Source organism: Puniceibacterium confluentis (assembly GCF_007923445.1).
GTDB classification, from domain to species: domain Bacteria; phylum Pseudomonadota; class Alphaproteobacteria; order Rhodobacterales; family Rhodobacteraceae; genus Puniceibacterium; species Puniceibacterium confluentis.
In genome coordinates this window covers 13,749-40,287 of sequence record NZ_VOJI01000028.1, presented here as the reverse complement: position 1 = coordinate 40,287, position 26,539 = coordinate 13,749, and the positions used below count along the sequence as shown (strand labels likewise).

The following is a 26,539-nucleotide window of genomic DNA, read 5'->3' as shown; positions in this document are numbered from 1 at the left end:
CTTTTCCAGAAGGAATTCCGCCAGATAGGAGCCGTCCTGCCCCGTGATACCTGTGATAAGGGCCTTTTTGCGCATACTGTCATCCACTCAAGTGTCAAAAAATCTATCAGATCCAGCTGCCCGCACAATTTCCGGGCAGAGTGACCCTAAACTTCGCCCGAGCGAGTAACAAGGCTGCCCGAACCGTGCAAGCGCAATCCCCCGCCACACGCGCGCCCCTTGTGGCCCGCGCGGATCACTGCCTAAAATGCCCGCAAAAGAGGCAATGGAACGGACCGGGGATGACAGCGCCTGTAGGCACGGACAGCGAGGCCGCCGCGCAGGGGTCCGGCCCCTGCGGCGCGGCAGAACTGCTGGGGATACTTGCCCGGGAGGCGCCGCTGGCCGACCGGCTGCGGCATCTGCTGCTGGCCTGCGAGGGCCGCGGTCTCGCGGCGGCGGATCTGGCGCAGCTTCTGAGCGGGCTGATGGCAGCCGAGGCGCGCGCCCGGGCCGCCCTGAGCGCCCAGGTGCAGAAGGCGCAGTTCGAGGCGCAGCACCTGCGCCACGCCGCAGCATCGCCGCCGGAGCGCCTGGGGGGCGACGCCCGCGCCATCGGTCTGCTGCTGGCAGAGGCGCTGCGGGCCCTGCCCGACGCCCGGCAGGCGGCGCTGTTCGACGCGCAGGCCTATCTTGCGGCCAACGGCGATGTCGCCGCAGCCGGGGTCGATCCGCTGGCGCATTACCTCGCGAGCGGTGCCGCCGAGGGGCGGCGCCCCCGGGATCTGGGCGCCTATGCCCCGGGAGCCTACGCCAATGATCCGCGCCCGGCGACGCTGGCGGCGCTGGGGCAGGTGACGCGCCCCGGGTTTGTCACCGAGTTCCCGCCTGCCCTGCGCGCCGCCGCGCTGGACGCCGCAGGCCGGGACGGGCGCACCATCAGCGTGGTGATGCCGACCTGGAACCGGGCGCATGTGATCTGTCCCGCCGTCAGTTCGGCGCTGCTGCAGTCCCGGGCGCCCTGCGAGGTGATCGTGGTGGATGACGGCAGCACCGACGGCACGGCCGCGCGGCTGCGGGCGCGGTTTCCCGAACCGCTGGCCGAGGGGCGGCTGGTGCTGATCGAAAGCCCCCATGCCGGGGTTGCGGCGGCGCGCAACGCAGGCCTAGCTGCCGCCCGGGGCGAGATCATCGCCTATCTCGACAGCGACAACACCTGGGAACCGGACCACCTGCTGTTTGCCTGTACCGGTCTGACAGGCGGGGCGGACGCCGCCGCGCCGCCGCCCGCCATGGCCTATACCGCGCTGTGCCGTCACAACATGACCCACGGCTGGAGCGACATCCTGTTCCGCCGCTTTGACCGCGCCGCGCTGGAGGCCGAGAATTACATCGATCTCAACAGCCTGGTGCACAGCCGCGCGCTGTATGAGGCACAGGGCGGGTTCGACCCCGCCCTGACCCGGTTCGTCGACTGGGATCTGGTGCTGCGCTACAGCGCCGCCGCCCCCGGGGCCTCCCCGGCCGCCTCCCCGGCCCCGGCCGCGATCCCGGTGCTGACCGGACATTATTACATCGGCGGGGCCGGCGGGCAGGACAGCATCACCGCCCGCGAGGCCGCAGAGCCGAACCTGGCCCGGATCCGCGCCAAACTGGCAGGGACACCATGACACGACCCGCCGCAGAGACACCGCCGCAGGAGCCCTGCGAGGCCCGGATCGCCACACTGGTCACGCAGCTGCGCCTGCTGGGTGCGCAGGCCGATGCCCTGCGCGCCGATCTGGCCCGGCGCGACGCAGAGATCGCAGCGCTGAGCGCCCGGCTGCTGGAGGCCGACGCGCGGGCGGCGGCGCCGCGCGGCCTGTGGTCCCGGCTGACGCGGCGCTGAGCGGGCATGGACGCGCCGGATCCCTTTGCAGAGGCCCTGCGCCGCAGCGGGCTGTTCGAGGCCGACTGGTATCTGCGCCGCTATCCGGACGTGGCGCGCGGGCGGCTGGATCCGCTGACGCACTTCCTGCGCCTGGGCCAGTCGCTGGACCGTGCCCCGGGGCCGCATTTCTGCCCCCGCGCCTATCGCGCCGCCCATCCGGATGTGGCCGCCGCGGGAATCGATCCGCTGCGCCACTACCTGTCCCGGGGCCGGGCCGAAGGGCGGCGGCTGCACCCCGAACCGCCGCCGGGACAGAGCCGCGCGGCGCATCTGCGCGGCCTGCTGGAAACCGGCGGGCTGAGCGAGGGGCCCCTGCAGGCGCTGACGGCTCTGGCGCAGGCCGATCCGCCCGACCCGGTGGCGCGGCAGGCGCTGGCGCTGTGGGCACTGAAACAGGGGCGGCCCGCGGCGGCGGCGCGCTGGCTCGACGGCTCCGGGCCCGGCATGGCGCCGCTGCACCTGATCGCCGCGGCGCAGGCCGGGGACAGCGCCACCGCCGCGCAGATCCGCGCCAGCGCCCCGGGCAGCGGCGATCTTGACCTGGCCGCGACCCGTCTCGACCCGGACCCTGCCGCACGGCTGGCCTGTCTCAACGCCGCTCTGGCCCGGTCCGGTCTGGCGCCGATGGCACTGCGCGACGGCGCCGCTCCGCTGCTGGACCGGCTGGCGCCACGGGTACCGACGCCGCCACAGGGGGCGGATGGCCCGCTGGTCAGCGTGATCCTTGCCGCACACAACGCCGCCGCCACGCTGCCCACCGCGCTGGAGGCGGTGCTGGGACAAAGCTGGCAGGCGCTGGAGCTGATCCTTGTGGACGATGCCAGCAGTGATGCCACCGCCGCCATCGCCGCCGAACGGGCCGGGCGCGACCCGCGCCTGCGGCTGATCCGTCTGGCGCAGAACGGCGGGGCCTACGGCGCCCGCAACGCTGGCCTTGCCCTGGCCAGGGGCCGCTATGTCACCCTGCACGACGCCGACGACTGGTCACACCCCGAGCGGATCACCCGGCAGGTACGGTTCTTGCAGGACCAGCGCGGCTTTGCCGGCTGTCTGAGCCTGCAGGCCCGCGTCGGTCCCGATCTTGCCGTCAGCCGCTGGACCGGCGAGGGGCGGATCCTGCACGAGAACATGACCTCGCTGATGCTGCCCCGGGCGCTGCTGAGCGACACCCTGGGGGGGTGGGATGTGCTGCGGGTTTCGGCCGACGGCGAACTGCTGCGCCGGGTGCGCCGCCTGTATGGCGCCGGAGCGGTGCCGGAACTTCCGGGCGGGCCGCTGGCACTGCAGCGTGACCACGACGGCAATGCCACCCGGGATGCGGCCACCGGCATGGACGGGTTCTACTACGGCGCGCGGCGCGAATATTACGAAGCCCAAAGCGCCCATCACGCCGGTGCCGCCACCCTGCGCTATACGGGGCGCGCGCCGTTTCCCGCCCCGGCGGTGCTGCATCCGGGGTTCGATCCCGCCGCGGAACTGCGGCTGGATCATGTCTATGCCGGGCTGCTGGGGCTGCGCACGGCCGCCTTCGGAACGCTGCTGGACTGGCTTGACGCCGATCGCGCCGCCGGGCGGCAGGTCGGCCTGGTGCCGCTCTATGGGATGGCGCTGCCCACGGGCGCCGGTCTGTCGGTGCATCCGGTGCTGCGGGCGCGCATCGACGGCGCCGGGCTGCGGGTGCTGTGTTACGGCGAAACCGTGTGCTGCACGGCGCTGCGCTTCCTGCCCGGGCAGGAGGATCTGGCACGGCCCCTGCGCTATCTGCCCCGGATCCGGGTGGCGGGCCGCGAGGTTCTGGCGCCGCAGGACGGGGAGTGAGACCGGGTCATGGAACGGGGTTAACGGCCTCCTAACGCCGCGCCCGGGCCGGTGAGGTTTTGACAGGCGGTTCCCGCAGACAGTGGCGCCAGCGTCGCAGCCAGCTCCGGAGTGCCCCATGCCCGACAATTCGTCCCGCCTGTCCCTGCCCTATCTCATGCCCTCGCAGGCGCAGAAACATGTCACCCACAACAGCGCGCTCGACGTGCTGGACGTGCTGGTGCAGCTGCGGCTGAGCGGGCTGGCGGCCGTGACCCCGCCCGACCCGCCCGAAGACGGGACGGTCTTTGCCCTGGGCGCCGGGGCCACCGGGGACTGGGCCGGACAGGACGGACAGCTGGCCGCCTACGACACCGGCGCCTGGCGGTTCGTCACACCGCAGCCGGGCTGGCAGGCGGTGCTGCTGCCCGGCGGACGGCCCTATGTGTACGTCGCCGGCGGCTGGCAGCGCGCAGAGGGGGCCAGCCAGAACCTCGACGGCCTGGGCATCGGCACCGGTTCCGACGCCACCAACCGGCTGGCGGTGGCGGCAGAGGCCAGCCTGTTCAGCCATGACGGGGGCGGCCATCAGCTCAAGATCAACAAGGCCGCGGCGGAGGACACCGCCAGCCTGCTGTTCCAGTCCGCCTGGAGCGGCCATGCCGAGATGGGGCTGGCGGGCGGTACCGACTGGTCGCTCAAGGTCAGCGCCGACGGCGCCGCCTGGAGCGAGGCCCTGCGCATCGACGCCACCACCGGCCATGCCAGCGGCGCCGCGGTGCAGGCCGATCCGGCGGATGTGACGCCGGGGCGGTTGATGCGGGCGGATTACGGCTATGGCCCGGGTAACCTGCTGGGCAGCGTCTCGCAGCTGGCGGGGCAGCCGACCGGGGCGGTGGTCGAGCGCGGCGGCAATGCCAATGGCAGCTACATGCGGCTGGCCTGCGGCACCCAGATCTGCTGGATCAGCGGCTTTGGAACCTATGCGCCCGACACCGCCCACGGCGCGCTGTTCCGCTCCGGCAATCAGAGCTGGTATTTCCCGGCCGCCTTTGTCGGGCTGCCCTCGGTGATGTGCTCGGCCGAAGGTTCGACCCGCTGGGGCACGGTGGGGACCCGCACCGAGACATCCTGCGGCAGCCAGATCTTTGCCCCGACGCAATCCAGCACCCCGGCCACCGCGGACCTGCTGGCCATCGGCACCTGGTTCTGAGGAGAGCATGATGCACCTGACCCTGATCCCTGTCCGCCATGACACCCGGCTGCGCGCCGAGCGGCAGGGCGATGTGCTGATCCTGAACGGCACCGCCCATGATTTCAGCGCCCTGCCCGACGGCGGCGAGATCCCGCCCGGGGCCCTCGACTGCCGCTGGATCCCGGAACCCGTGCGCCGCGTGGACGGCGTGCTGCTGCTGAGCCTGCTGCTGCCGCACGGGGCGGATGCCCCCGCGGCCAGCCGCCATCCCGCGCCGCTGATCCTGACGCAGGACGGCCCCGTCGCCCTGCCGCCCTACGGCACGGCGGGAGCGGCGGACTGAAGCCTCAGGACCTGCGGCCGGACTGCGCCCGCACCCAGCCCAGAAAGGCGGCATCCGGGTTGCCCAGGCGCGGCCGCCCGGTGTCGGCCCACCAGGCCCGCCAGGCGGATTCCAACGCATAGACATCCGCGCCCGGTGCCGCGTCACGGGCGGCCGCGAGTGTCGCGGGTTTCAGCACCGGCGCGCCGCGGGTCTCGGTGAGCACAGCGGCGCGTTCGAACAGGATCAGGTCGCCGTCCTTTTCCGTCATGGTGTAATCGGGCAGATGTGCATCCTCGATCATCCGGCGGATGGCGGCGCGGAACACCCGCACCGGGGCGGTGGAGCCCGACTTCTTGTGCAATGTGCCCACCGACACCGTCCAGCCCGCCTGACGGCCGCAATGTTTGCGCGCCAGTTCGTAGACCCGCCGCTCCAGCGGTTTGCGCAGGCGGAAATACGCGCGGCTGAGGGTCAGCACCGAGCGCCCCAGCACCGCGCGGAACAGCCAGTCCGACAGGGTCACCGTGACGCTGATCATCCGCCCCCCGCGCGAACGGCGCACGATCTCCCAGGCCTCGATCAGACCGAAGCCGCGCGTCGTCTCCTGGCCGCCGGTGGCGATGTTGGTGGTGATGCGGGTGCCGGCCAGCCGCTCGAAGGCTTCCTTGAGCCGGGTGTAGGCGTCTCCGCTGGTGTCACGGTTGGTGGCCACCAGCAGGTCATGCGCCTTGAGGTGCAGCGTCCGGCTGACCGCCCGCCCGGCGTTCAGACCCGCCATCAGCTGGCTCACGCAGTAGATCAGCACATCCTTGTCGTGGATCGTGGCGCGCCCCTTCACGCTGGGGGTCACCTCGATCTCCGTGCCGTTGTGGGCATATGACAGCACCCGCCGGTCAGGCCGGGTCGAGAGCGAGAAGATCGGATGCTCCATCGTGCCGAGATCGTCCTTGGGGCTGACCCCGAACATGTCGCAGACAAAGAAATCCGCTGTCGGGTGCCGGTCGGGCAACAGCCCTCCGCCGCCCCCCGGGATCACTGCTGATCCGGCCATCTGCCTGTCCTCGCCTCTGGTGCGACTGCTCTGCCGCTTTTGCCTGCCCCCGCTTTTGCTGCGATTCCGCTATCGGGGTTTCAGTGACACCCACCCTAGAGTTATCCACAGCCTGCGTCCAGCGCGGCCAGCCCGGACAGTCATGGATCAGAGTCGCCTTCTCGGGGGTTCAGAGTCACCGGATCGGGGGTTCAGAGTCACCCGGGTGCGGAAAATGCCCCGCGATGCCATGAAAACAAGGGCTTTGCCTCAGGCCCGCTTTGCCCGTAACGTATCACCTAACAAAAAATAACCGGGCTGTGCCGGCAAAGCCGCTGCATCTGACGGTGCCATCCACGAATCCACCCTCTGAATTTGCTTGGAAAAACCCTCGGTGTGCGGGTTTTTCTTTCATGTATGGCGTTTTCTGATATCCTGACCAAAAGCGCGAACATCCATGGGATAACCGCGCGAGAGACCGGCCAGCACCAAGCAGGCAAGCCCTGGGATCGAAGAGGACGCGCAGTGATGAAGCCAGACGCCCGGGGGCCGTTGCCCCCCTATTTCAACATCGACCCGGATGCCGCCCTGAGCCATCTTGGCGATCCCGCCACCACCAAGGGCTTTGGTGCCATGGCCCGGGCCTGCGAGGCCGGCCGCTCGGATCTTGCCTCGCGCGGGCTGGAAGAGAACGGCGGCCGCAGGCTGCGGCAGTTCTCGACCTGGGAGATCACCCGCTATCTGATTCCCGTCGCCACCGGCCATTTCCGCCGGGTGCTGAAGCAGAACCCCGACCTGCCGCAGGGCCGGAGCGAAACCGACGGCGGCGCCAAGTGGTTCACCCTGGACGAGGTGCTGCGGCTGCGGGCGCATTTTGGCACCGAGGGTTCCAAGGCCAAGGAATACCTGCCCTACCGCCCTGCGGGGCTGCCCGCCAAGATGGTCGCGGTCGCCAATTTCAAGGGCGGCGTCGGCAAGACCTCGACGGCGGCGCATCTGGCGATGTCCGCCGCCCTTGATGGCTACAGGGTGCTGGTGATCGACCTGGACTCCCAGGGGTCGATGACCTCGATCTTCGGCGGCAAGGTGGCCGACGAATGGCAGACGGTGTTCCCGCTGCTGGCGCGGCACTACGCGCTGCACCTGCGCGGCGAGAACCAGCGCCGCCTGGACCGGGGGGAGGCGCCGCAGCCGCTGGATGACACCCTGTCGGACGCGCTTGAGGTCAAGGCGCAAAGCCTGGTGCAGAAGACCCACTGGCCCAACATCGATCTCATCGGCGCCCAGCTCAACCTCTATTGGGCCGAGTTCCAGATCCCGGTCTGGCGCATGTCCGGGCGCGGCTGGAAGCTCTGGGATGCGCTGACCGACATGCTCGCGGCGGACGGCATCCTCGATCAGTACGACGTGGTCTTTCTCGACACCCCGCCGGCGCTTGGCTATCTCACCATCAACGGCCTGGCGGCGGCCGACATCCTGCTGGTGCCGCTGGGGGCGTCGTTCCTGGAATTCGACAGCACGGGGCGGTTCTTTGACATGCTGCACTCGACCTTCAGTTCCATCGAGGAGGCCGAGAACATCGCCGCCCGGGCGCTGGGGCGGGACGGGCTGGCGTTCCAGTGGGACGCGGTGCGCGCCGTGGTCACCCGCTATGACGGATCACAACAGGCCGAACTGGCGGCGCTGATGCAGGCCTATCTCGGCCAGACCCTGAGCCCGCACCGGCAGGATTTCACCGCGCTGATCGGACAGGCCGGCGAGCAGGTGCAGGGCATCTACGAGGCCGACTACCGCGATTTCAACCGCGAGACCTACGTGCGGGGCCGCGAGACGTTCGATGCCACCTATGCCGCCTTCAAGCAGCTGCTGATCGGGTCCTGGCGGCGCGACGCGCTGAGCACGCAGGAGGCCGCGGAATGAGCGTCCTGCTGCCCCCCCGGAAAGGAGCCCTGTGATGGCCAAGCGCAAGCGCCTCACCCCCGCCAACCCGGTCTATCTGGACGAGCCGCCGGCCGAGGCTGCGGGGATCTTTGCCCGCCCGGCGCCGATCGCCGATGTGGCCCGCGCCGCCTCGAGCACCGCGGCCTTCGAGGAGATGGCCGACACCCTGACCCGGGCGCGCAGCGAGGGGCGCATGGTGCTGGAGCTGCCGCTGGACGGGATCGACATCACCTACCTGGTGCGCGACCGGGTGGTGGTCGAGGACGCCGAGATGGCGGCGCTGCGGGCCTCGCTGCGGGCCCGTGGCCAGCAGGCACCGATCGAGGTCACCGATCTGGGGGCCGGACGCTACGGCCTGATCTCGGGCTGGCGGCGCTGTCAGGCGCTGCGCCAGCTGGCCGACGAGACCGGCGAGGCGCGGTTCACCTCGGTGCTGGCGCTGCTGCGCCGCCCCGACCAGGCCTCGGATGCCTATCTGGCGATGGTCGAGGAAAACGAGATCCGGGTCGGGCTGTCCTACTACGAACGGGCCCGGATCGTGCTGAAGGCGGTCGAACAGGGGGTGTTCGAGACCCGCAAGACCGCGCTGCAGCAGCTGTTCCATGCCGCCTCCCGCGCCAAGCGCTCGAAGATCGGCAGCTTTCTGGGCATCGTCGAAGCGCTGGACGGGGTGCTGCGCTTTCCGCAGGCGCTGGCCGAACGGGCCGGACTCAGCCTGTCGCGCGCGCTCGAGGATGACCCCGCCCTGTCCGCCCGGCTGCACGCCGCCCTGACCGCGGCCGCGCCGCAGACGGCCGAGGACGAACAGGCCGTGCTGCAGGCCGCACTGGTGCCGCCGGAGGCCGCCGCCCTGCGCCCCGATGTGCCTCCCGACCTGCCTGCTGTCGTGCCCCCTGCCCGGCCGCGGGGCCCCGACAGCCGCCCTGCGCGCCCCGACAACGGCGAGCAGATTGCCCCGGACCTCTGGCTGCACCAGCATGGCAGCGGCGCGCTGACGCTGTCGGGTCCGGCCCTGACCGCCGAGCTGCGGGCGGCGCTGGTCCGGTGGCTGCAGCAGTGATGACAACGAGGAGCCACTCTCTTGACCGACATGAATTTGACCAAACGGTCAAATGTTTCGTGCGCGAAACAAACCGGATCCCTGCCCGGGGTGGCAACCGGCCGCTCTGTGCCCTTGTGTCCGCCCTGTTTCTGGCCGGGACCGCCGCGATGAGCAGTGCCATGGGCACCCCGCCCCGGGGGCTGACCGCACAGTGTCAAAGCGAGAGCGCCAAGCAGCCGCTGCCCGAGGGGCTCTGCGCGCTGTTCATCGACCGGCTGGCGGCGGCCTATCCCGACAGGGCTGTCAGCCAGGGCGACAGTGCCGACCTGCAACTTGTGGTCCTGCGGGCCGGGTCCGGGTTGCTTGTCGCCCGGCTTGACGTGGCGGGGCAGAGCGGGGTTGCGCGGGGGACCGGCCGCCGCGGCGCGCCGCTGGACGCAGCGGCGCTGGCGCGGTTTCTCGACGCGCTGATCGCGGCAACGCCCCTGCCCTGACAGAGGCTCGCGACCAGAGCCTCCCGGACACCGTCCCCCGGCGGCGGGACCGTCGGTTCGGGCCCGGTTCCGGGCCTGGGAACAGAGACAATTCCCCGTATTTTTGAGACGACTTGTCGCGAAAGGCCAGCCTTTCGACATCTTTTTGCTGCGCTGCCGCTGCGGCGGTTTTGTCCAGTCCCCTCCAGTGCAAGAGCACATGTGGAGAGAGTGACATGGCGACGGATCTGCGGGAAATCGGCACAGTCTGGGGACAGGGTTTCGACCTGCCTGCGGGGCCCGCGGCGCTCACCTCGGTCGCGACCGGCACCGGGGTTCAGGTCGCCGTGGCGCAATACGGCTACAGCGCCACGCAGCATGTGATCCTGACGGCCGGTGGCGCTGCTGCCCTGCCCGATCCGGTCTGGCACAGCCCGGACAGCCGGGCCGGCCTCAGCGGCAGCGCCCTGGCGGGCAGTCTGCCGCAGGCGACACTGGACACGGCGCTGGCCCACTGGGACCTGACCGGCGGCGGCTCGGGCCAGCGGGTCTATCTGGGCGCAGGGGCGCTGGCGGCAGAGGCGGCCACGGTGATCGCCGCCAGCTGGGGCGGACAGGACCTGCTGTTTGCTGCCGCCGCAACCGGCGCCGGGATCAGCGCGTTCCGGCTGGATGCCGGCGGCCGTCCGGGCACGGCGGTGGTGCGGGGTGACACGGCGGATCAGTATCTTGATGCCGTGGCCGATCTGGCCCTGATCGCCACGGAACAGGGCCTGTTCCTGTATGGCGGATCTGCCAGTGAGCACGGGGTCAGCGGCTATCGGGTCGGCGCCGATGGCAGCCTGACTCCGGTGACAGATCTGGGCCGCAGCGAAAGCCTGCCGGTGCAGGGCGTCAGCGCGCTCGAGCCGGTCACGGTGGCCGGGCAGGACTATCTGATCGCCGCCGCGGCCGGCAGTTCCAGCCTGTCGGTGCTGTCGGTCCGCGCCGATGGTGCGCTGGGGGTGACAGACCATGTGATCGACACCCTGGACACCCGCTTTGCCCATGTCACCACGCTGACCCATGTGATGCTGGACGGGCAGGCCTTCGTGCTTGCGGCCGGGTCGGATGCCGGGGTCAGCCTGCTGCGCCTCACCGCCGGGGGGCGGCTGGTGCATGTGACCTCGCTGGCCGAAAGCGGCAGCGGCGCGCTGGAGGATCTGACCGGTCTGGCCGCCGCGCGCATCCCGGGGGGCGCGATGGTGCTGGGCCTGGCCGAGGGCAGGGCCGGGGGCGGGTTGTTTCGGCTCGAACACGGCGAGCCGGGGGTGACCCTGACCACCTCCTCGGGCGCTCTGACCGGCGGAAGTTCGGATGACGTGCTGTCCCTCACCGCGGGCAACGGCACCATCGCGGGTGGCGCCGGGGACGATCTGATTTCCGACGGCCCGGGGCAGGACAGGCTGTCCGGTGGCGCGGGGGCGGATGTCTTTGTGCTGCGGGCCGACGGGGTGCGCGACGTGATCAGCGACATCACTCCGGGCCAGGACCGCATCGATCTGAGCGGCTGGCCGTTTCTCCGTTCCGCCCTGCAGCTGGACATCGAAAGCACCGCCTGGGGCGCGCTGGTGCGGTTCGAGACCGAGGTCCTGGAGCTGTGCAGCGCCGCAGGCACCCGGCTGGAGGCGGCCGAAGTGGCGGCGTTGCTGGACCTGTCCCTGTCCCATGCCGAAGTGACCCTCGCGCCGCTGCAGACGACCGGCCCGACCCCGGATCCCGAGCCGTTTCCCGACACTGTGCCGGGGCCTGATCCGCTTGTCGCTGCGGCGGCCCCCGCGCCCAGGCCCGCCCCGTCCCCTGCCCCGTCCGCCCCCTCCGCTGCGCCGGGTCCCGGTCCCGCGGCGGGCCCCGCGGGTCCGGCCGGGCGGGTCATCGAGGGCGGCGACGGCGCCGACACCCTGTCGGGGGAGGACGGCAACGACACGGTGCTGGGCCGCGCGGGCGCGGACTGGCTGTCTGGCGGCGCCGGCGATGACGTGATTGCCGCCTCGGACGGCAACGACCGGGCGGTCGGCGGCCCGGGACGCGACAACATCGGTGGCGGTCCCGGCGATGACCGGATCGAAGGCGACGCCGGGCAGGACACGCTGGGGGGCGGGCAGGGCGACGACACCATTCTGGGCGGGGCCGACAGCGACGTGATCGGCGGCGGCCCCGGTGACGACCTGATCGAAGGCGGTGAGGGAGCCGACAATCTGGCGGGCAGCTTCGGCAACGACACGGTCAAGGGCCAGGCCGGGGACGATGCCATCGGCGGCGGCACCGGGCGGGACCGTCTGATCGGCGATGACGGCAACGACACCATCGGCGGCGGCGAAGGCGACGACATCGTCAAGGGCGGCGCCGGGCGGGATTTCCTCGCCGGTGGCGGCCGCGATGACCGGATCGAGGGCGGCGAGGGGGCCGACACGCTCAACGGCGGCACCGGCGACGACTGGCTGCAGGGCGGCGGCGGCGCGGATCTGTTTGTGTTCAACGCACTGCTGCCGGGCGAACGGGACATCATCGACGATTTCCAGCCGGGCGTCGACATGCTGCGCATCGGCGGGCTGCCCGGACAGGGGCAGGCGGCCCGCTTTGCCTCGCTCGATATCTCGGCGGCCGGGGGGGATGCGCTGCTGCGCTGGAACGGGCACGAGATCCGGCTTGACGGGGTCGATCCGGCCGAGCTCGGCCGCGCCGACTTTCTGCTGACCTGAGCCACAGCCCCGGACTTCCTGACATCTGCGGTTCAGGATGATGGACAGGGTGCTGCTGCCCCGGGTACAAGGCCGGAAGATCCGGCAACACGGCATAAGGCAGACACAGGCATGAAACCCCTTCCGACAACGGTGCGTCACCTCCTCCTTCCCGACGCGGTCAACGAAGGCGCCGATGCTGCCGCCGGCACCGGCACCGCCTACAGCATGGCTGTCGGAGATATCTTTGCCGGGACGCTCGGCGTCGCTTCGGATGTGGATTTTGTCGCCGTCACGCTCGAGGCGGGCACGGCCTACAATTTTCTCGGCTGGGGCACCGGCGGTGCGGCCGCAGGGGTCGGTGACACCATCCTCGCCGTGCACAGCGCCACCGGCGCGCAGCTGCGCGTCAACGACGACATCGACACGGAGGCGGGCAACGCCTTTTCGCTGCTGGAGTACACCCCGACGACCAGCGGCACCTTCTATCTTTCGCTGCGCTCGTTCGACGGCAGCCAGGCGGGCAGCTACCGCATCATGGCGCTGACCGACACGCTGACCCCGGCCCAGGCGGCGACCTACATCACCGAGCTGGACTGGGGCGTGCCGGTGCCGCTGCGCTTTGATCCCGGCGCCTCGGGCCGGATCACGGTGGACCTCACGATGCTGAACGCCGCAGGGCAGCAGCTTGCCTTCTGGGCGCTCGAGGCCTGGGAAAACGTCAGCGGGCTCGACTTCGTGCCGATCTCCAGCGGGGTCGCCGACATCCGCTTTGCCGACAACCAGGACGGCGCCTTTGCCGGCCCGTCGGAGTTCGATCCCGCCACCGGCATCATCGCGCCGGTGGCAGGCGTTCCGGGGGCCGAGGTCAATGTCGCCACCGACTGGCTGAACGAATACGGCACCACGCTCGACAGTTATTCCTACCAGACCTACCTGCACGAGATCGGCCACGCGCTGGGGCTGGGGCATGCCGGTCCCTATGATGGCAACGCCACTTACGGGGTCGACAATTTCTATGCCAATGACAGCACCCTGCTCAGCGTGATGAGCTATTTCGGCCCGGACGCCAACACCACCGTGGCGGGCGGCGAACTGTCTATCCTGACGCCGGCAATGGCCGATATTCTCGCGGTTCAGAGTCTCTATGGCGTCGGCAGCGCCCATGAGGGCGACACCACCTGGGGGGCCAATGCCACTGTCGGCGGCTGGCTCGGGCAGATCTTCGCCATGGTCTTTGACGGCGCCGCACGGGACAGCGCGCTGTATGCCGGCGCGGCGACAAGCTTTACCGTCTATGACACCGGCGGCACCGATACGCTGGATTTCAGCACCGCCACCCGGGCACAGCGCATCGACATGCGCGCCGGCACCGTGTCGGATGTGAACGGCGTGACCGGTGGCATGGCCATCGCCCTGGGGGTGGAGATCGAAAACGCCCTGGGCGGGTCCGCTGCGGACAGGATCACCGGCACCTCCGGCGCCAACCGGATCACCGGCGGGCAGGGCAATGACACGATCGACGGCGGAGCAGGCTCTGATACGGCGGTTCTGAACGTCACCCGGGCCAGCGTCACCGCAACCACCGAGGGCAGCGCGATCCGGGTTGTCTCGGCTCTGGGGACGGATCTTTATACCAGCATCGAATTCTTTGCCTTCAGCGACGGCACCGTCAGTGCGGCGACGCTTCTGGGTGAGGACACCGCCCCGGCGGGGCCGACCGAAGGCGCGGATCTGCTGACCGGCACTGCCGGGAATGACACGCTGGCGGGGCTGGGCGGCAACGACACCTTGACCGGCGCTGCGGGCAACGACGTTCTTTCGGGCGGCACGGGCAACGATCTGCTTGACGGCGGGGCCGGGGATGACACGCTTGACGGTGGCCCCGGAGACGACACGATCAACGGCGGAACAGGCTCTGATACGGCGATTGTGGCAGGGTCCCGCGCCGCGGCGTCGATCAGCCGGGCGGGCGACAGCACCACCATCACTTCGGCTGAGGGCCGCGATGTCTATACCGGTGTCGAATTCTTTGCCTTTTCCGACGGAACCCTGGCGCTGGCCGATCTGCTGCCGGATGATCCCGGCACCGGCGGCGTCCAGATCGGCACGACCGGCAATGACACGCTGACCGGCAGCGAGGGGGCGGATTCGCTTTTCGGTCTGGGCGGCGAGGACCTGATCTCCGGGCTGGGCGGTGACGACCTGCTGGCCGGGTCCGATGGCGACGACAGTCTTGATGGCGGTTCCGGCCGGGACGTGATCGGCGGCGGTCCGGGCAATGACGACATCCAGGGCGGCGACGGCAACGACACCATCGGCGCCGGCCAGGGGGATGACACCGCCGACGGCGGCGCGGGCAACGACATCGTCAACGGCGGTGCGGGCAACGACAGCCTGCTCGGCGGCGAGGGCGACGACACCATGGGCGCCTCTTTCGGCGACGACACGGCCGATGGCGGCGCGGGCAACGACAGCATCGGCGGCGGCACCGGGCGCGACCTTCTGAGCGGGCGCGAGGGCGACGATTCCATCGGTGGCGGCGAAGGCAACGACACCGTGCACGGCGGCGACGGTGACGATTTCCTGGCCGGGGGCGGGCGCGACGACCTGTTGGACGGCGGCAATGGCAACGACCGGCTGAACGGCGGCAGCGGCAACGATACCCTGACCGGCGGCGACGGCTTTGACCTGTTCATCTTCAACGAGCTGGTAGCCGGTGAGGTCGATGTCATCACCGACTTCGAGGATTGCTGTGATGTGATCCGTCTGACCGGGGTGACCGGTGCCGGCGCCCAGGGCCGGTTCGATGCGCTGTCGATCATCGATGTGGCCGGGGGCGCCGAGCTGAGCTACGGCGGCCACAGGATCCTTCTTGCCGGAATCACGACCGCCGACCTCGGTGCCGAGGACTTCGCCTTTCTCTGAGGCCCCCTGCCCGGGGTATTGCGATCTTGCGCCCGGCTCCTGGCCCGGCCCGGTCGACCGTGACCGGGCGACACCGGGAGAGGAATGTGATGCGACGGGGCACAGCGGCCATGCCATCCTGCTGCCGGGCATGGATCTGGATCTGCTCGGCACCGAGGATTCTGTCTTTCTCCGACATCCGCTGCATTCTGCGCCTGAACAGAGACACATAAGGCCCGCCCGGGCGGCCAGGGCCGCGGGACAGTTTTTGCCGAAACAGGGGGCTTCTGGTGTTGCGGCCCTGCCAAGGCGTTGCTAGCGTTCAGGCACCTGTCCCCCGGTTGCGGTGGCCAGCGCGGTCCAAGACGCTTCTGAGACCCTATTCAAACCCGGATTTCCCGGGCGCCCCGATTTGGAGATTTTGACATGACATTTATGCGCCACAACACCCCCGATCCCGAAAATCTGACCGGCACCCAGGCCGCCGACACCCTTGTTGGCGGTGGCGGCAACGACACCCTTGACGGGCTGGACGGCAACGACCTGCTGAGCGGCGGTGCCGATGACGACCTGCTGCTTGGCGGGCGGGGCGATGACACCCTGGACGGCGGCAGCGGCAACGACGTGCTGAATGGCGGCCCCGGCGTCGACACCGCGATCATGAACGGGGCGCGGGCCGATTTTTCCAGCATCACAGACGAGCTTGGCGCGCAGGTGCTGACCAATACCGTGACCGGCACCGTCTATACGATGTCCGGCATGGAACGGTTCCAGTTCACCGACGGGCTGACCGATACCGGGTTCAACCTGCTGGCGGGCGGCGCCGGGCTGATCACCGGGCTGGGCGGCGAGGCGGGCTTTGGTGAAAACGTGCTGCCGGCCAATGACGACCTGTCGAGTGACCAGATCGACCTGTCGCCGATCTTCGAGGACGGCATCAACTTTTTCGGCACCCTCTACCAGGGGCTCTGGGTCAACAACAACGGCTCGGTCACCTTTGGCGGGCCGCGCAGCACCTTTACCCCGGATGTCATCACCGGCGTCAGCAACAACCCCGAGATCACGCCGTTTTTCGGCGATGTCGACACCCGGGGCCTTGGCGAGACGCTGACGCCGGGCGGCAATTCGACCGGCTCGAACCTAGTCTACTGGGATTTCAACGAGGTCACCGACCAGTTCATCGTGACCTGGGACGATGTCGGCTATTTCGCAAGCGCGACCGACCTGTCCAACGCCTTCCAGCTGATCCTGACGGACCGGGGCAACGGCGATTTCGATATCCAGTTCCGCTATGAAGAGATCAACTGGACCACCGGCGACGCCTCGGACGGAGAGAACGGCCTGGGCGGCGAGGTGGCGCGGGCGGGCTATACCGCCGGCACCGGCGAGGCGGGAACCTTCTTTGAACTGCCGCAGTCGGGCAATCAGGCGGCAATGCTCAGCCTGGACGCCATCCCCGGCAACAACGGCCTGATCGGCCTGTGGAACTTCAACGTGCGCAATGGCGGCGTGATCGATTCCATCGTGCCGCTGCTGCCCGAAGGCGCCAGCCCCGGTTGGGTGGCGGGGGATCCGCATCTCTCGACGCTGGACGGGGTGGGGTATGACTTTCAGGCGGCGGGTGAATTTGTGCTGCTGCGCGATCCGGACTCGGGTTTCGAGATTCAGGCCCGCATGGTCCCGGTGGGCGACAATGTCAGTGTCAATGCCGCCGTGGCGACCCGTCTGGGCGAGACGGCGGTGATGATCGACGGCACCGACGACATCCCGCTGACGGTTGGCGGTGTGGCCACGGTGATCGAGGATTTCGGTGTGCTCGAGGTCGGCGATGACCGCATCTTCCGCGAGGGCAACACCTACACCATCGTCTATGCCGGGGCGGATGGCGTGGTCGGCGACGGTGACAGCCAGCTGATCGTGCAGGTGCGCGGCGACCGTGTCGATCTCGACGTGCGCCTGAACGCGGCGCAGACCGGCAATCTTGTCGGTCTGCTCGGCGACGGCGACGGCAACCCCGACAACGACATCGCCCTCGCCGACGGCACCGTGCTGGCCCGCCCGCTGGCCTTTGCCGATGTCTATGGCCAGTATCGCGACGACTGGCGTGTGCGCAGCGAAACCCAGAGCCTGTTCACCTACGACGACGGCGAAAGCCTGGCCGGTTTCTATGACGAGGATTTCCCCGGCGAGACCGTGACCCTGGCCGATCTAGACCCGGATCTGCGCGCCGCGGCGGAAACCGCCGCCGCCAATGCCGGGCTGACCCCGGGCACGCCGAACTTTGACAATGCGGTGCTGGATTTCGCCCTGACCGGGGATGCCAGCTTCATCACCTCGGCGGCAGAGGTGCCGCAGACCATCGAGGTGGTGATCCCGACCGCCGCTCCGGTGCCGCTGGACCTGACCGGCACCGACGGCAATGACACCCTGAACGGCGGGGTGCTGGACGACACCATCGACGGCGGCGCCGGGAATGACCGCATCGTCGGACGGGCCGGCAATGACAGCCTGGAGGGCGGCCCGGGCAATGATGCCATGCTGGGCGACAGCGGCGACGACACGATGTCCGGCGGGGATGGCGACGACACGCTGGCCGCCTCGGATGGCAATGACAGCGTTGACGGCGGCGCGGGCAATGACCTGATCGGCGGCGGCTTTGGCGACGATGTGCTGGACGGCGGCACGGGCGACGACTTCATGGGCGGCGGCCAGGGCAACGACACCATGAACGGGGGGGACGACAACGACGTGGTCAACGGCGGTCAGGGCAGTGACAGCCTTGAAGGCGGCGCCGGAAATGACACCATGGGCGCCTCGTTCGGCAACGACACCGTTGCGGGCGGGGACGGCAATGACGACATGGGCGGCGGCGCGGGCCGTGACCTGATCAGCGGTGGCGCGGGCGATGACTCGGCCGGGGGCGGCGAGGGCGACGACACCATCGACGGCGGCGCGGGCAACGACTTTCTCGCCGGCGGCGGGCGCAACGACAGCATCGACGGCGGTACGGGAAACGACGTGATCAACGGCGGGGCCGGCAATGACACGATGTCGGGCGGCGAGGGCGCGGATGTCTTTGTCTTCAACGAATTCGTCAGCGGCGAGTCCGACCTGATCCTGGGCTTCGAGGACGGTGTCGACCTCTTCCGCATGGCCGGGGTGGTGAACGCGCCGGGCACCGGCCTGCAGGGCCGTGTCGATGCGCTGAACATCACCGACGCGGTGATCGACGGCGCGGCCGGCGTGACCCTGACCTATCAGGGCCATACGGTCAGTGTCACCGGGGTCAGCGCCGCCGATCTCGGGGTCAGCGACTTCGACTTCGTCTGACCGCGGCGGCCCGACACCGGCCCGACACCGGCTTGGACGCGCCCCGGACCGCGGGCGCGTCGGCCCGGACTCGCGCGTTTTGCAGGCGGCCCCGTCACAGGCGTTGATGGCCGCAGGTATCTGAATTACCGTTCGAGCATTCACCCGCGAGTCTTCCTTGAATTGAAACCGGATGCAGGATTCATCTTATGCTGATCAACTATTTTGGCCCCAACAATTATTACGTCTACGACGCGTTCTTTGATTTCGGCAATGGCGGCGACATCGACATCGCACTCGTGTCCTCCAGCCCGACGCGGCTGGTCCTGGAACGCACCACCGGTCCGCAGGTCACGACCTTTACCGGCACCGGCTTCCGGCTGAGCTCGGACGGCGATCCGGTCGACGGCACCATCACCGGCATCGACTTCCGCGACAGCGGCGCCCTGATGGCGACATTCTCCGACATCAGCTGGTCGCTGGTGGACTTCAACGCCGCGCTGGGGCAGTCCGTCAGCGGCTTTGATCCCGCTGCCCTGGGGGCGCTGCTGTCGCAGTCGCCGGTCACGGTGGACGCCAGTACGGCTCTGGGGGCGCTGGACATGGACGACTTCGAGGTGGTCGCCCCCTTTGTCACCAGCGCCGTGACCATCCTCGGCACCCCCGGCGATGACGAACTTGTCGGCGGCACCGGCAATGACAGCATCAATCCGGGGGCCAACTTCGGCTATGACCGGATCCACGCCACCGCCGGCAACGACACCTACGACCTGTCCGCCGCCAACGATGCCAGCTACTACGAGATCGAATACGACGGTGTCGCCGGACCTGTCACCGTCACCGCCAACACCGGCGCCGGCAGCCTGAGCGTGACCGGCGCCTTTGGCACCGACAGCTTCACCAATGTCAGCCGGGCCTTCGGGGCCGATGAAGGCGGCTTTGGCGTGATCGGCACCCGCGGCAACGATGTCTTCGACGTCACCCATGCGCCGGGCAACTGGCTGGCCCTGTCGGGCGGCGCGGGCAATGACACGTTCAACCTCGACATCTCGGAAAGCCTGCGGGTCTTTTACAGCTGGGACGGGGCCGACGGCCCCACTCAGGGCATTGTCGCCAACCTGGCGACCGGTGTGGTCAGCAATGACGGCCTGGGCGGGCGCGACACGATCAACGTGACCGGGTCGGGACGGCTGGAAATCCGCGCCACGGATTTTGCCGACCGTCTCACCGGCTCGGATCGCAACGAAAGCTTCATCACCGAACAGGGCAACGACACCGTTGACGGCGGCGGCGGCCAGGACCGGGTGCGCTATGACCGCAGCGGCGTCGGCCCGGTCAACGTCGATCTTGCCGCAGGCACCGCCAGCGGCACCTGGGACGGCTTTGCCTTCACCGACACGCTGATCAGTGTCGAATACATCCGTGGATCGCGTGACGGCAACGACACCCTCCGCGGCTCGGGCGCCGACGAACGGCTCGAGGGGATGGGCGGCAACGACCTGCTTGTCGGCCTTGGCGGCGATGACGAGCTTCGCGGCGGTGACGGCAACGATACCCTGCGCGGCGGCGACGGCCGGGACCGGCTGGAGGGCGGCGACGGCAACGATCTGCTTGATGCCTCGGGCGGTGATGCTGCCAGCCAGGGCGTCGGGGACTACATCCGCCCGGGTCTGGGGGCTGACACGGTTCTGGGCCACGAGGGGCTGTTCAATACCGGCAACGGCATTGATGTCTCCTACGCCACGGTCAGCGGCACCGGCGGCTTGCTTGTGACCCGCACCGCCAACGGCAGTGCCACCGTGACCAGCAACACCGCCGGCCGGGTCAGCGATACCATCACCTTTGCCCACACGCTCGAAGGCTCTGCCGAGGCCGATCTTCTGGACGGCTCGGCCGGGGGCACTGTCGGGCGCGCCGAATGGATCGGCGGTGACGGCGACGACACGATCATCGGCACGCCGGGTACCGATGCGCTTTATTTCGGCGACGACGTGTACAGCGGCGGTGACGCCCCCGTCAGCGTGACCTTCACCGGCGTCGGCGTCGGCACCGCGAGAGATGGTCACGGCAGCACCGACATCTTCTCGGGCATCGAGGAAATCGAAGGCACTGCCGGCAATGACAGCATGACCGGCGCCGAGGGCAACGATGTCTTTTTCGGCTATGACGGCAATGACCTGCTGGCGGGGGGCGCGGGCGACGACACGATCCACGGCGGCAACGGCACGGACACCGCTGTCCTGGGCGTCACCCGGGCCAGCGTCACCGCCACCGCAACCGGCGATGGCGGCATTGCGGTCAGCTCGGCCGAGGGCGAAGATCTGTTCCTTGGCATCGAGCGCTTCCAGTTCACCGACGGCACGGTCAGCGCCTCGGTCCTGCTGACCGGCGACGAAGGCCCCGCCGGCGACACGATCACCGGCACCGATGGCGACGATTCCCTGGACGGCACCGACGCGGCCGACACGATCTCGGGCGGCGCGGGCAACGACACGCTGAACGGCGGCGCGGGCGATGACGTGATTGCGGCGTCCGAAGGCGACGACTCGGTCGATGGCGGTCCCGGCAACGACAGCATCGGCGGCGGGCCGGGAGACGATGTCATCTTTGGGTCGGAGGACGACGACGTGATCGGCGCAGGCCAGGGCAACGACCAGGCCTTTGGCGGTGGCGGCAACGACATCGTCAACGGCGGCCCCGGCGACGACACCCTGATCGGCGGCGACGGCGACGACACCATGGGCGCCTCGTTCGGCAATGATCTGGTCGAAGGCAACGGTGGCAACGATTCGCTGGGCGGCGGCACCGGGCGCGACACACTGCGCGGCGGTGATGGCGCCGACAGCATCGGCGGCGGCGAGGGCGACGACAGCATCGAAGGGGGCGACGGCAACGATTTCCTGGCCGGCGGCGGGCGCGACGACATCATCGACGGCGGGGCCGGCAACGACGCGATCAACGGCGGCGCCGGCGATGACACCATGACCGGCGGCGCCGGGGCCGACCGGTTCATCTTCAACGGCTTCAACGACGGCGATCTGGATGTCATCACCGATTTCCAGGACGGTGTGGACAGCTTCCGCATGACCGGCGTCGAAAACGCCCCCGGCACCGGGCTCGCGGGCAAGCTCGCGGCGCTGAACATCACCGACACCGCCACCGGCGTCAGCATGGAGCACCAGGGTCATGTGATCGAGGTGCTGGGGGTGAGCGCGGCGGATCTGACGCTCGACGACTTCAGCTTCCTGTGACCACCGGGCGCGGCATGGCGGGCAGCGGCCCCGCCTGATCCGGACCTTGCCGCCCCCCGCGCGTCTTTGGCGCGGGGGGCGGCCCGCCACGCTCTGGGCGCATCCCGGACGTGCCCCGGCCATGAGATGAACAAATTCTCCTGCAACCCTGAGGGTGGAATGCCCCGGAGGGGACGCGCCCCCTCCGGGGCATGGATGGAGACATGCGATGAGTGAACCGACGGCGATCGAACAGCTGCAGCTGGAACTGATCAACCGGGCGCGACTGGATCCTCAGGGCGAATTCGATCTGCTGATCGCGGATGCGACCAGCCAGACCGGGGTCAGCGACAGCATCACCAACGCGTTGCGCTATTTCGGGGTCGATCTCGACGTCTTCGCCAGCCAGCTTGCCGGGCTCGAGGCCGTGGCGCCGCTGGCCTGGAACGCAAGCCTCGCCCAGGCCGCCGAAACCCATTCCGAACTGATGATCCTCAACGACGTGCAGTCACACCAGGTCGCGGGCGAAGCCAGCCTGCTGACCCGGACCCGCGCCGCGGGCTATGACAACCTGAGCTACGTCGCCGAAAACGTCTATGCCTATGGCCGCGATCCCGACCACATCCACGGCGGTTTCTACATCGACTGGGGCAACACGGCCACCGGCATCCAGGAGCCGGCCGGGCACCGCAACACCATTCTCAACAGCGCGCTGCAGGAGGTCGGGCTGGCCGTGCTCCGCGAAGACCTGTCCACGACCGCCATCGGCCCCTATGTGGTGACGCAGAATTTCGGCGCCCGCAGCGACTACGCGGCGCAGCTGCTGGGCGTGGTCTATGACGATCTCGATGCGAACCGGTTCTATGGCCTCGGCGAGGGGCTGGGCGGGGTGACGGTCACCGCGGTTTCGGTCAGCGGCGCCAGCTTTGTCACCACCAGCTGGGACAGCGGCGGCTATCAGATGGAGCTGGCCCCGGGCAGCTATACCGTCACCTATTCCGGCGGCGGGCTGGGGCTTCCGGTCACCGAGACCGTGGTCATGGGCAGCGAGAACCTCAAGCGCGACGCCCTGGCGCGCACGGTCGAGACGATCACCGGAACGGCGGGCAACGATGTGCTGCAGGGCAGCCGTGCGGCGGACATCATCCTTGGCGGCGACGGCGACGACCTGCTCAACGGTCTGGGGGATGACGACAGCCTGTCGGGCGGCGCGGGCGCCGATACGCTGACCGGCGGCGCGGGCGCGGACACGCTGACGGGCGGCGCCGGTTTCGATCTTGCCGATTATGGCCGCGAACAGAGCGGCACCCGGGGCATCGTTGCGCGGCTGGCAGCCGGGGAGGTCACCGACAGCTACGGCACGCAGGACCGGCTGGCCGGGATCGAGGCGGTCACCGGCACTGCCCGGGCAGATGTGATCGACGCCTCGGGGCTGATCACGGCGGTGGCGCTCAGCGGCGCGGGCGGCGACGACACCCTGACCGGCGGCGCCGGGGACGACACCCTGTCGGGGGGCGCGGGCACCGACACCCTGGTGCTGGCGCTGGCCTCCGGCAGCGTAGTGGCGCGCGACGTCGGCGGCGTGGTGACGCTCAGCTCGGCCCAGGGCGAGGATCTGGTGACCGGGATCGAGCTTTTTGCCTTTACCGACACGACCCTGACGCTGGCGGCGCTGCTGGCGGCCAGCCCCGGTCCCGACCCGGAACCGGAGCCGGACCCCGAACCGGCCTCTGCGGCCGAGTCGGGCCAGCGCCTGACCGGCACCGCGGGCAGTGACACCCTGACCGGAGGTGTCGGCCCCGACACGCTGTCGGGCGGCGATGGCGGTGATCTGCTGCAGGGCGGCGCGGGTGATGACGGGCTGCAGGGACAGGGGGGCAACGACACGCTGCTGGGCGGCGGCGGCGCCGACAATCTGGCCGGGTCCGATGGCGACGACCTGATCGATGGCGGTGACGGGGATGACCTGATCGGCGGCGGCCCGGGCAATGACGTGATCGACGGCGGCGCGGGCAACGACTTCATGGGGGGCGGGCGCGACGACGACACCCTGTCGGGCGGTGACGGCAATGACACCGTCAACGGCGGCCCGGGCAATGACAGCCTGTCGGGCGGCAGCGGCGATGACGTGATCGGCGCGAGCTTTGGCGACGACACCGTTTCCGGCGGCGCGGGGCGCGACAACATCGGCGGCGGCACCGGCTCGGACCTGCTGCAGGGCGGCGATGACGATGACCGCATCGGCGGCGGCGAGGGCAATGACACGCTGTCGGGTGGCGGCGGGAATGACTTTCTGGCCGGGGGCGGGCGCGACGACGTCGTCTCGGGGGGCGCCGGTGCCGACACCATCAACGGCGGTGCGGGCGACGACACGCTGTCGGGCGGTGCGGGGGCGGACCTGTTCGTCTTCAACACCCTGACCCGGGGCGAGAGCGACCTGATCCTGGATTTCGAAACCGGCCTTGACCGGATCCGGCTCGGCGGGGTGGCCGGGACCGGCGCGCAGGGCCGCTTTGACGCGCTGGAGATCCGCGCAGGCCTGCCGGACGGCGGTGCCGGCGTGACCCTGACCTACGGCGGCCATGAGATCGGCCTTGCCGATCTGGTGCCGGGCGATCTCGGGCCCGGGGACTTCATCTTTTTCTGAGCCGGTTCCGGAGCCGCCGCGCCAGCTGCCGCATCCGGTCGCGCAGGGTGCGGTAGCGGCCGGCGTCCCGGGCATAGCCGAAGCTGTCGTAATCGACGCCGTAGATCGCTTCGATCTGCGACATCGTCGCGAAGTTCTGGAAGTTGCGGTAGCCAAAGGCATAGGAGGCGACATCCCGCGCCGGCACCCGGCCCAGATAGCCGCGGTGGCGGTTGCTGTCCGCCACCGGCGTGCGGTTCATCTGCCGCGGGTTGATCCGCAGGTTCAGCGGTTCCGCCAGCGCCTGCATCTCGGCGTCGAAATTTTCGACATGTACGACGTGGTCGTAGCGAAACCCGGGGTTTGCGGCCAGAAAGGCCGGGATCTGCGTGTCCCAGTGGCCGTTCACCGGTGCCCCCGGTTCGGGACGGGCGGCATGCAGCGCCGCAACCGTGTCCAGATAGTCCTCAAAGCTCATCAGGTTGTCGCAGCTCTCCTGCCCGGTGCGGGCGCGGAACAGATCGAACAGCTCCTGGGCAAAGGGCTCGAGATCGTCGCGGGTCTTCAGGCTCTTGCCGTTGTAGACACAGAACTTGTTGAAATAGGCACTGATCGTCCGCGTCGCCGGCGCCCGCACCAGGATAACCGAGCGATAGCCCTGCTCCAGCGCCCGCAGGCAGCCGGGATAGGCGTCGCTTTCGGTGTGAAAGTGCTTCTTGCTGGTGGGCCGCTCGGCCATGTTGTCGGCCAGCAGGTTGAACAGCGTGGTGCAGGCAGCCTTCTGCGACCAGAAGAACACCGTTTTCCGCGAGGGATCGATATAGCCACGCCAGCCCAAGCCGAGCTCCTTTTTTCTGCTGGGCTACATATGCCGGAAGCCACCGGGTCACAAGGCGGGCCGCCCTGCGGGCGGTTGGGCTTGCCAGCGGAACCGCGGAATGTAAAACCTCGGAACTCACGCGGGATGCCCCCGGGGACAAACGGAGCGCGCATGGCCAGGACAGTCTATCTGCATATCGGCATGCCGAAATGCGCCACCACCTCGGTGCAGGATTTCCTGAGCGCCGAGCGGGCGGCGCTGGCGGATACGGGTCTGAGCTATGTCCAGCATCCCGGGGACGCGCCCGGGCGCAAGGGCAACGGCATTCCGCTGGCGCAGGCGCGCTTTGCCCGCGACTCGGCCCGGGCCGCCGAAATCCTCGATGTCTTTCTGCAGGGCGAGGGGGACGTGCTGCTCAGCAGCGAGATGTTCTATGACCTGGCCCGCGGCGTGCGGATTGCCGAGATGTTCGACCAGATCCGGGCGCGGGGCTGCGAGGTGCGGGTGATCTGCTACCTGCGCCGCCAGGACTATTGGATCGAGTCGGATTTCAAGCAGCAGATCAAGGATCTTGGTGGCTGGAGCGAGCCTTTGTCCGCGCTGATCGCGCAGCGCGCCCATACCCGGACGCTCAACTACACCTGGCTGCTGATGAACTGGGCCAGGCACGCGGGCCTGGAAAACGTCCTGGTCGAGCCGCTGGTCCCGGGCCAGCCGCCGGACCATGCGCTGCACCGCTTTCTGCACCGCATCGACCGGCCGCAGCTGATCGCGGCCGCCTCGGCCGTCGGGCGCAGCAACGAAAGCCCGCCGACCGGCCTGATCGAGGCGGCGCGCTTTCTCAAGCGCGGCTGGGCCGCGCGCGGCCAGCCCGAGGCGGCGGTGATGGCGCAGCTGGCGCAGTTCTTTGCCACCGCCCCGGACCGGGTCGCGGTTCCGGCGCGCCGGTTCCTGCTGCCGCTGGCCGAACGGCGGCGGCTGGTGCAGCGCTATGCCCGGGTCAACGCGGTTCTGGGGCAGCGGTTTCTGGACGGCGGCGATCCGTTTGGCGACGCATTGGTCGAGGATGCCGCGAGCGAGGTGCCGCTGGCCGAAGAGGCGGCGGATGTGCTGGCGCAGTACCTGCTGCCGACCGCTCCGGAGAGGCACCTGGGGGATCTGGCCGGGCGCGGTCTGCGCTGGGGCGCGCGGCGGCTGGGCCACAGGCGGCGCTAG

17 protein-coding genes are annotated in these 26,539 nt (G+C 69.5%); 14 read left to right on the top strand and 3 right to left on the bottom strand.

Features of this window, described 5'->3' with window-relative positions; all coding sequences use genetic code 11:
* A partial coding sequence (locus FOY53_RS19725; RefSeq protein WP_146592036.1) for a GDP-mannose 4,6-dehydratase occupies nt 1-75 on the bottom strand: 75 nt, incomplete at its 3' end.
* 206 nt (nt 76-281) lie between these two features.
* On the opposite strand from FOY53_RS19725, the gene FOY53_RS19720 reads away from it, so the two are divergent.
* From FOY53_RS19720 to FOY53_RS19700, 5 genes are all read left to right on the top strand, one after another.
* The gene (locus FOY53_RS19720; RefSeq protein WP_246107480.1) at nt 282-1,649 is read left to right on the top strand and encodes a glycosyltransferase family 2 protein; all 1,368 of its coding nucleotides are present in this window, start codon (nt 282-284) and stop codon (nt 1,647-1,649) included.
* Nucleotides 1,646-1,867: a hypothetical protein gene (locus tag FOY53_RS19715; protein ID WP_146592032.1), complete on the top strand. Its 222-nt coding sequence runs from the start codon at nt 1,646-1,648 to the stop codon at nt 1,865-1,867. The genes FOY53_RS19720 and FOY53_RS19715 overlap by 4 nt, the downstream gene beginning before the upstream one ends.
* 6 nt (nt 1,868-1,873) lie before the next feature.
* Complete coding sequence (locus FOY53_RS19710) at nt 1,874-3,727, top strand: glycosyltransferase family 2 protein (protein WP_146592031.1); 1,854 nt, start codon at nt 1,874-1,876, stop codon at nt 3,725-3,727.
* A gap of 118 nt (nt 3,728-3,845) precedes the next feature.
* Complete coding sequence (locus tag FOY53_RS19705; RefSeq protein WP_146592030.1) at nt 3,846-4,919, top strand: DUF2793 domain-containing protein; 1,074 nt, start codon at nt 3,846-3,848, stop codon at nt 4,917-4,919.
* A gap of 10 nt (nt 4,920-4,929) precedes the next feature.
* Nucleotides 4,930-5,244, top strand: a complete 315-nt coding sequence (locus tag FOY53_RS19700; protein WP_146592029.1) for a hypothetical protein — start codon at nt 4,930-4,932, stop codon at nt 5,242-5,244.
* A 4-nt stretch (nt 5,245-5,248) separates the two neighbouring features.
* Here the strand turns inward: FOY53_RS19700 and FOY53_RS19695 are convergent, their stop codons facing one another.
* A complete protein-coding gene (locus FOY53_RS19695; protein ID WP_146592028.1) occupies nt 5,249-6,277 on the bottom strand; it encodes a replication initiator protein A in 1,029 nt (342 codons plus the stop codon).
* 507 nt (nt 6,278-6,784) lie between these two features.
* On the opposite strand from FOY53_RS19695, the gene FOY53_RS19690 reads away from it, so the two are divergent.
* The 8 genes from FOY53_RS19690 (at nt 6,785) to FOY53_RS19645 (ending at nt 24,525) form a co-directional block, all read left to right on the top strand.
* Nucleotides 6,785-8,176, top strand: coding sequence for an AAA family ATPase (locus FOY53_RS19690; RefSeq protein WP_146592027.1), 1,392 nt, complete (start codon nt 6,785-6,787; stop codon nt 8,174-8,176).
* A 34-nt stretch (nt 8,177-8,210) separates the two neighbouring features.
* Entirely contained in the window at nt 8,211-9,257 is a 1,047-nt protein-coding gene (locus FOY53_RS19685) for a ParB/RepB/Spo0J family partition protein (protein ID WP_146592026.1), read from the top strand.
* Between the two features lie 59 nt (nt 9,258-9,316).
* Nucleotides 9,317-9,733 (top strand): hypothetical protein, encoded by a 417-nt coding sequence (locus FOY53_RS19680; protein WP_146592025.1) that lies wholly within the window; start codon nt 9,317-9,319, stop codon nt 9,731-9,733.
* A 215-nt stretch (nt 9,734-9,948) separates the two neighbouring features.
* Entirely contained in the window at nt 9,949-12,453 is a 2,505-nt protein-coding gene (locus FOY53_RS23250) for a calcium-binding protein (protein ID WP_186766681.1), read from the top strand.
* A 111-nt stretch (nt 12,454-12,564) separates the two neighbouring features.
* Nucleotides 12,565-15,360 (top strand): M10 family metallopeptidase, encoded by a 2,796-nt coding sequence (locus tag FOY53_RS19660; RefSeq protein WP_146592023.1) that lies wholly within the window; start codon nt 12,565-12,567, stop codon nt 15,358-15,360.
* Between the two features lie 405 nt (nt 15,361-15,765).
* Nucleotides 15,766-18,669 carry a nidogen-like domain-containing protein gene (locus FOY53_RS23810; RefSeq protein WP_146592022.1) on the top strand — a complete coding sequence of 968 codons (2,904 nt, stop codon included), beginning with the start codon at nt 15,766-15,768 and terminating at the stop codon, nt 18,667-18,669.
* A gap of 188 nt (nt 18,670-18,857) precedes the next feature.
* Nucleotides 18,858-21,899 (top strand): calcium-binding protein, encoded by a 3,042-nt coding sequence (locus FOY53_RS19650; protein ID WP_146592021.1) that lies wholly within the window; start codon nt 18,858-18,860, stop codon nt 21,897-21,899.
* Nucleotides 21,900-22,107: 208 nt separating this feature from the next.
* Complete coding sequence (locus FOY53_RS19645; protein ID WP_146592020.1) at nt 22,108-24,525, top strand: CAP domain-containing protein; 2,418 nt, start codon at nt 22,108-22,110, stop codon at nt 24,523-24,525.
* On the opposite strand, the gene FOY53_RS19640 is transcribed toward FOY53_RS19645, so the two are convergent.
* Nucleotides 24,512-25,342 (bottom strand): sulfotransferase family 2 domain-containing protein, encoded by an 831-nt coding sequence (locus FOY53_RS19640; RefSeq protein WP_146592019.1) that lies wholly within the window; start codon nt 25,340-25,342, stop codon nt 24,512-24,514. The two genes, FOY53_RS19645 and FOY53_RS19640, sit on opposite strands and share 14 nt — an antisense overlap.
* A 153-nt stretch (nt 25,343-25,495) precedes the next feature.
* On the opposite strand from FOY53_RS19640, the gene FOY53_RS19635 reads away from it, so the two are divergent.
* On the top strand, nt 25,496-26,539 hold the full coding sequence (locus FOY53_RS19635; protein ID WP_146592018.1) for a hypothetical protein: 1,044 nt from the start codon (nt 25,496-25,498) through the stop codon (nt 26,537-26,539).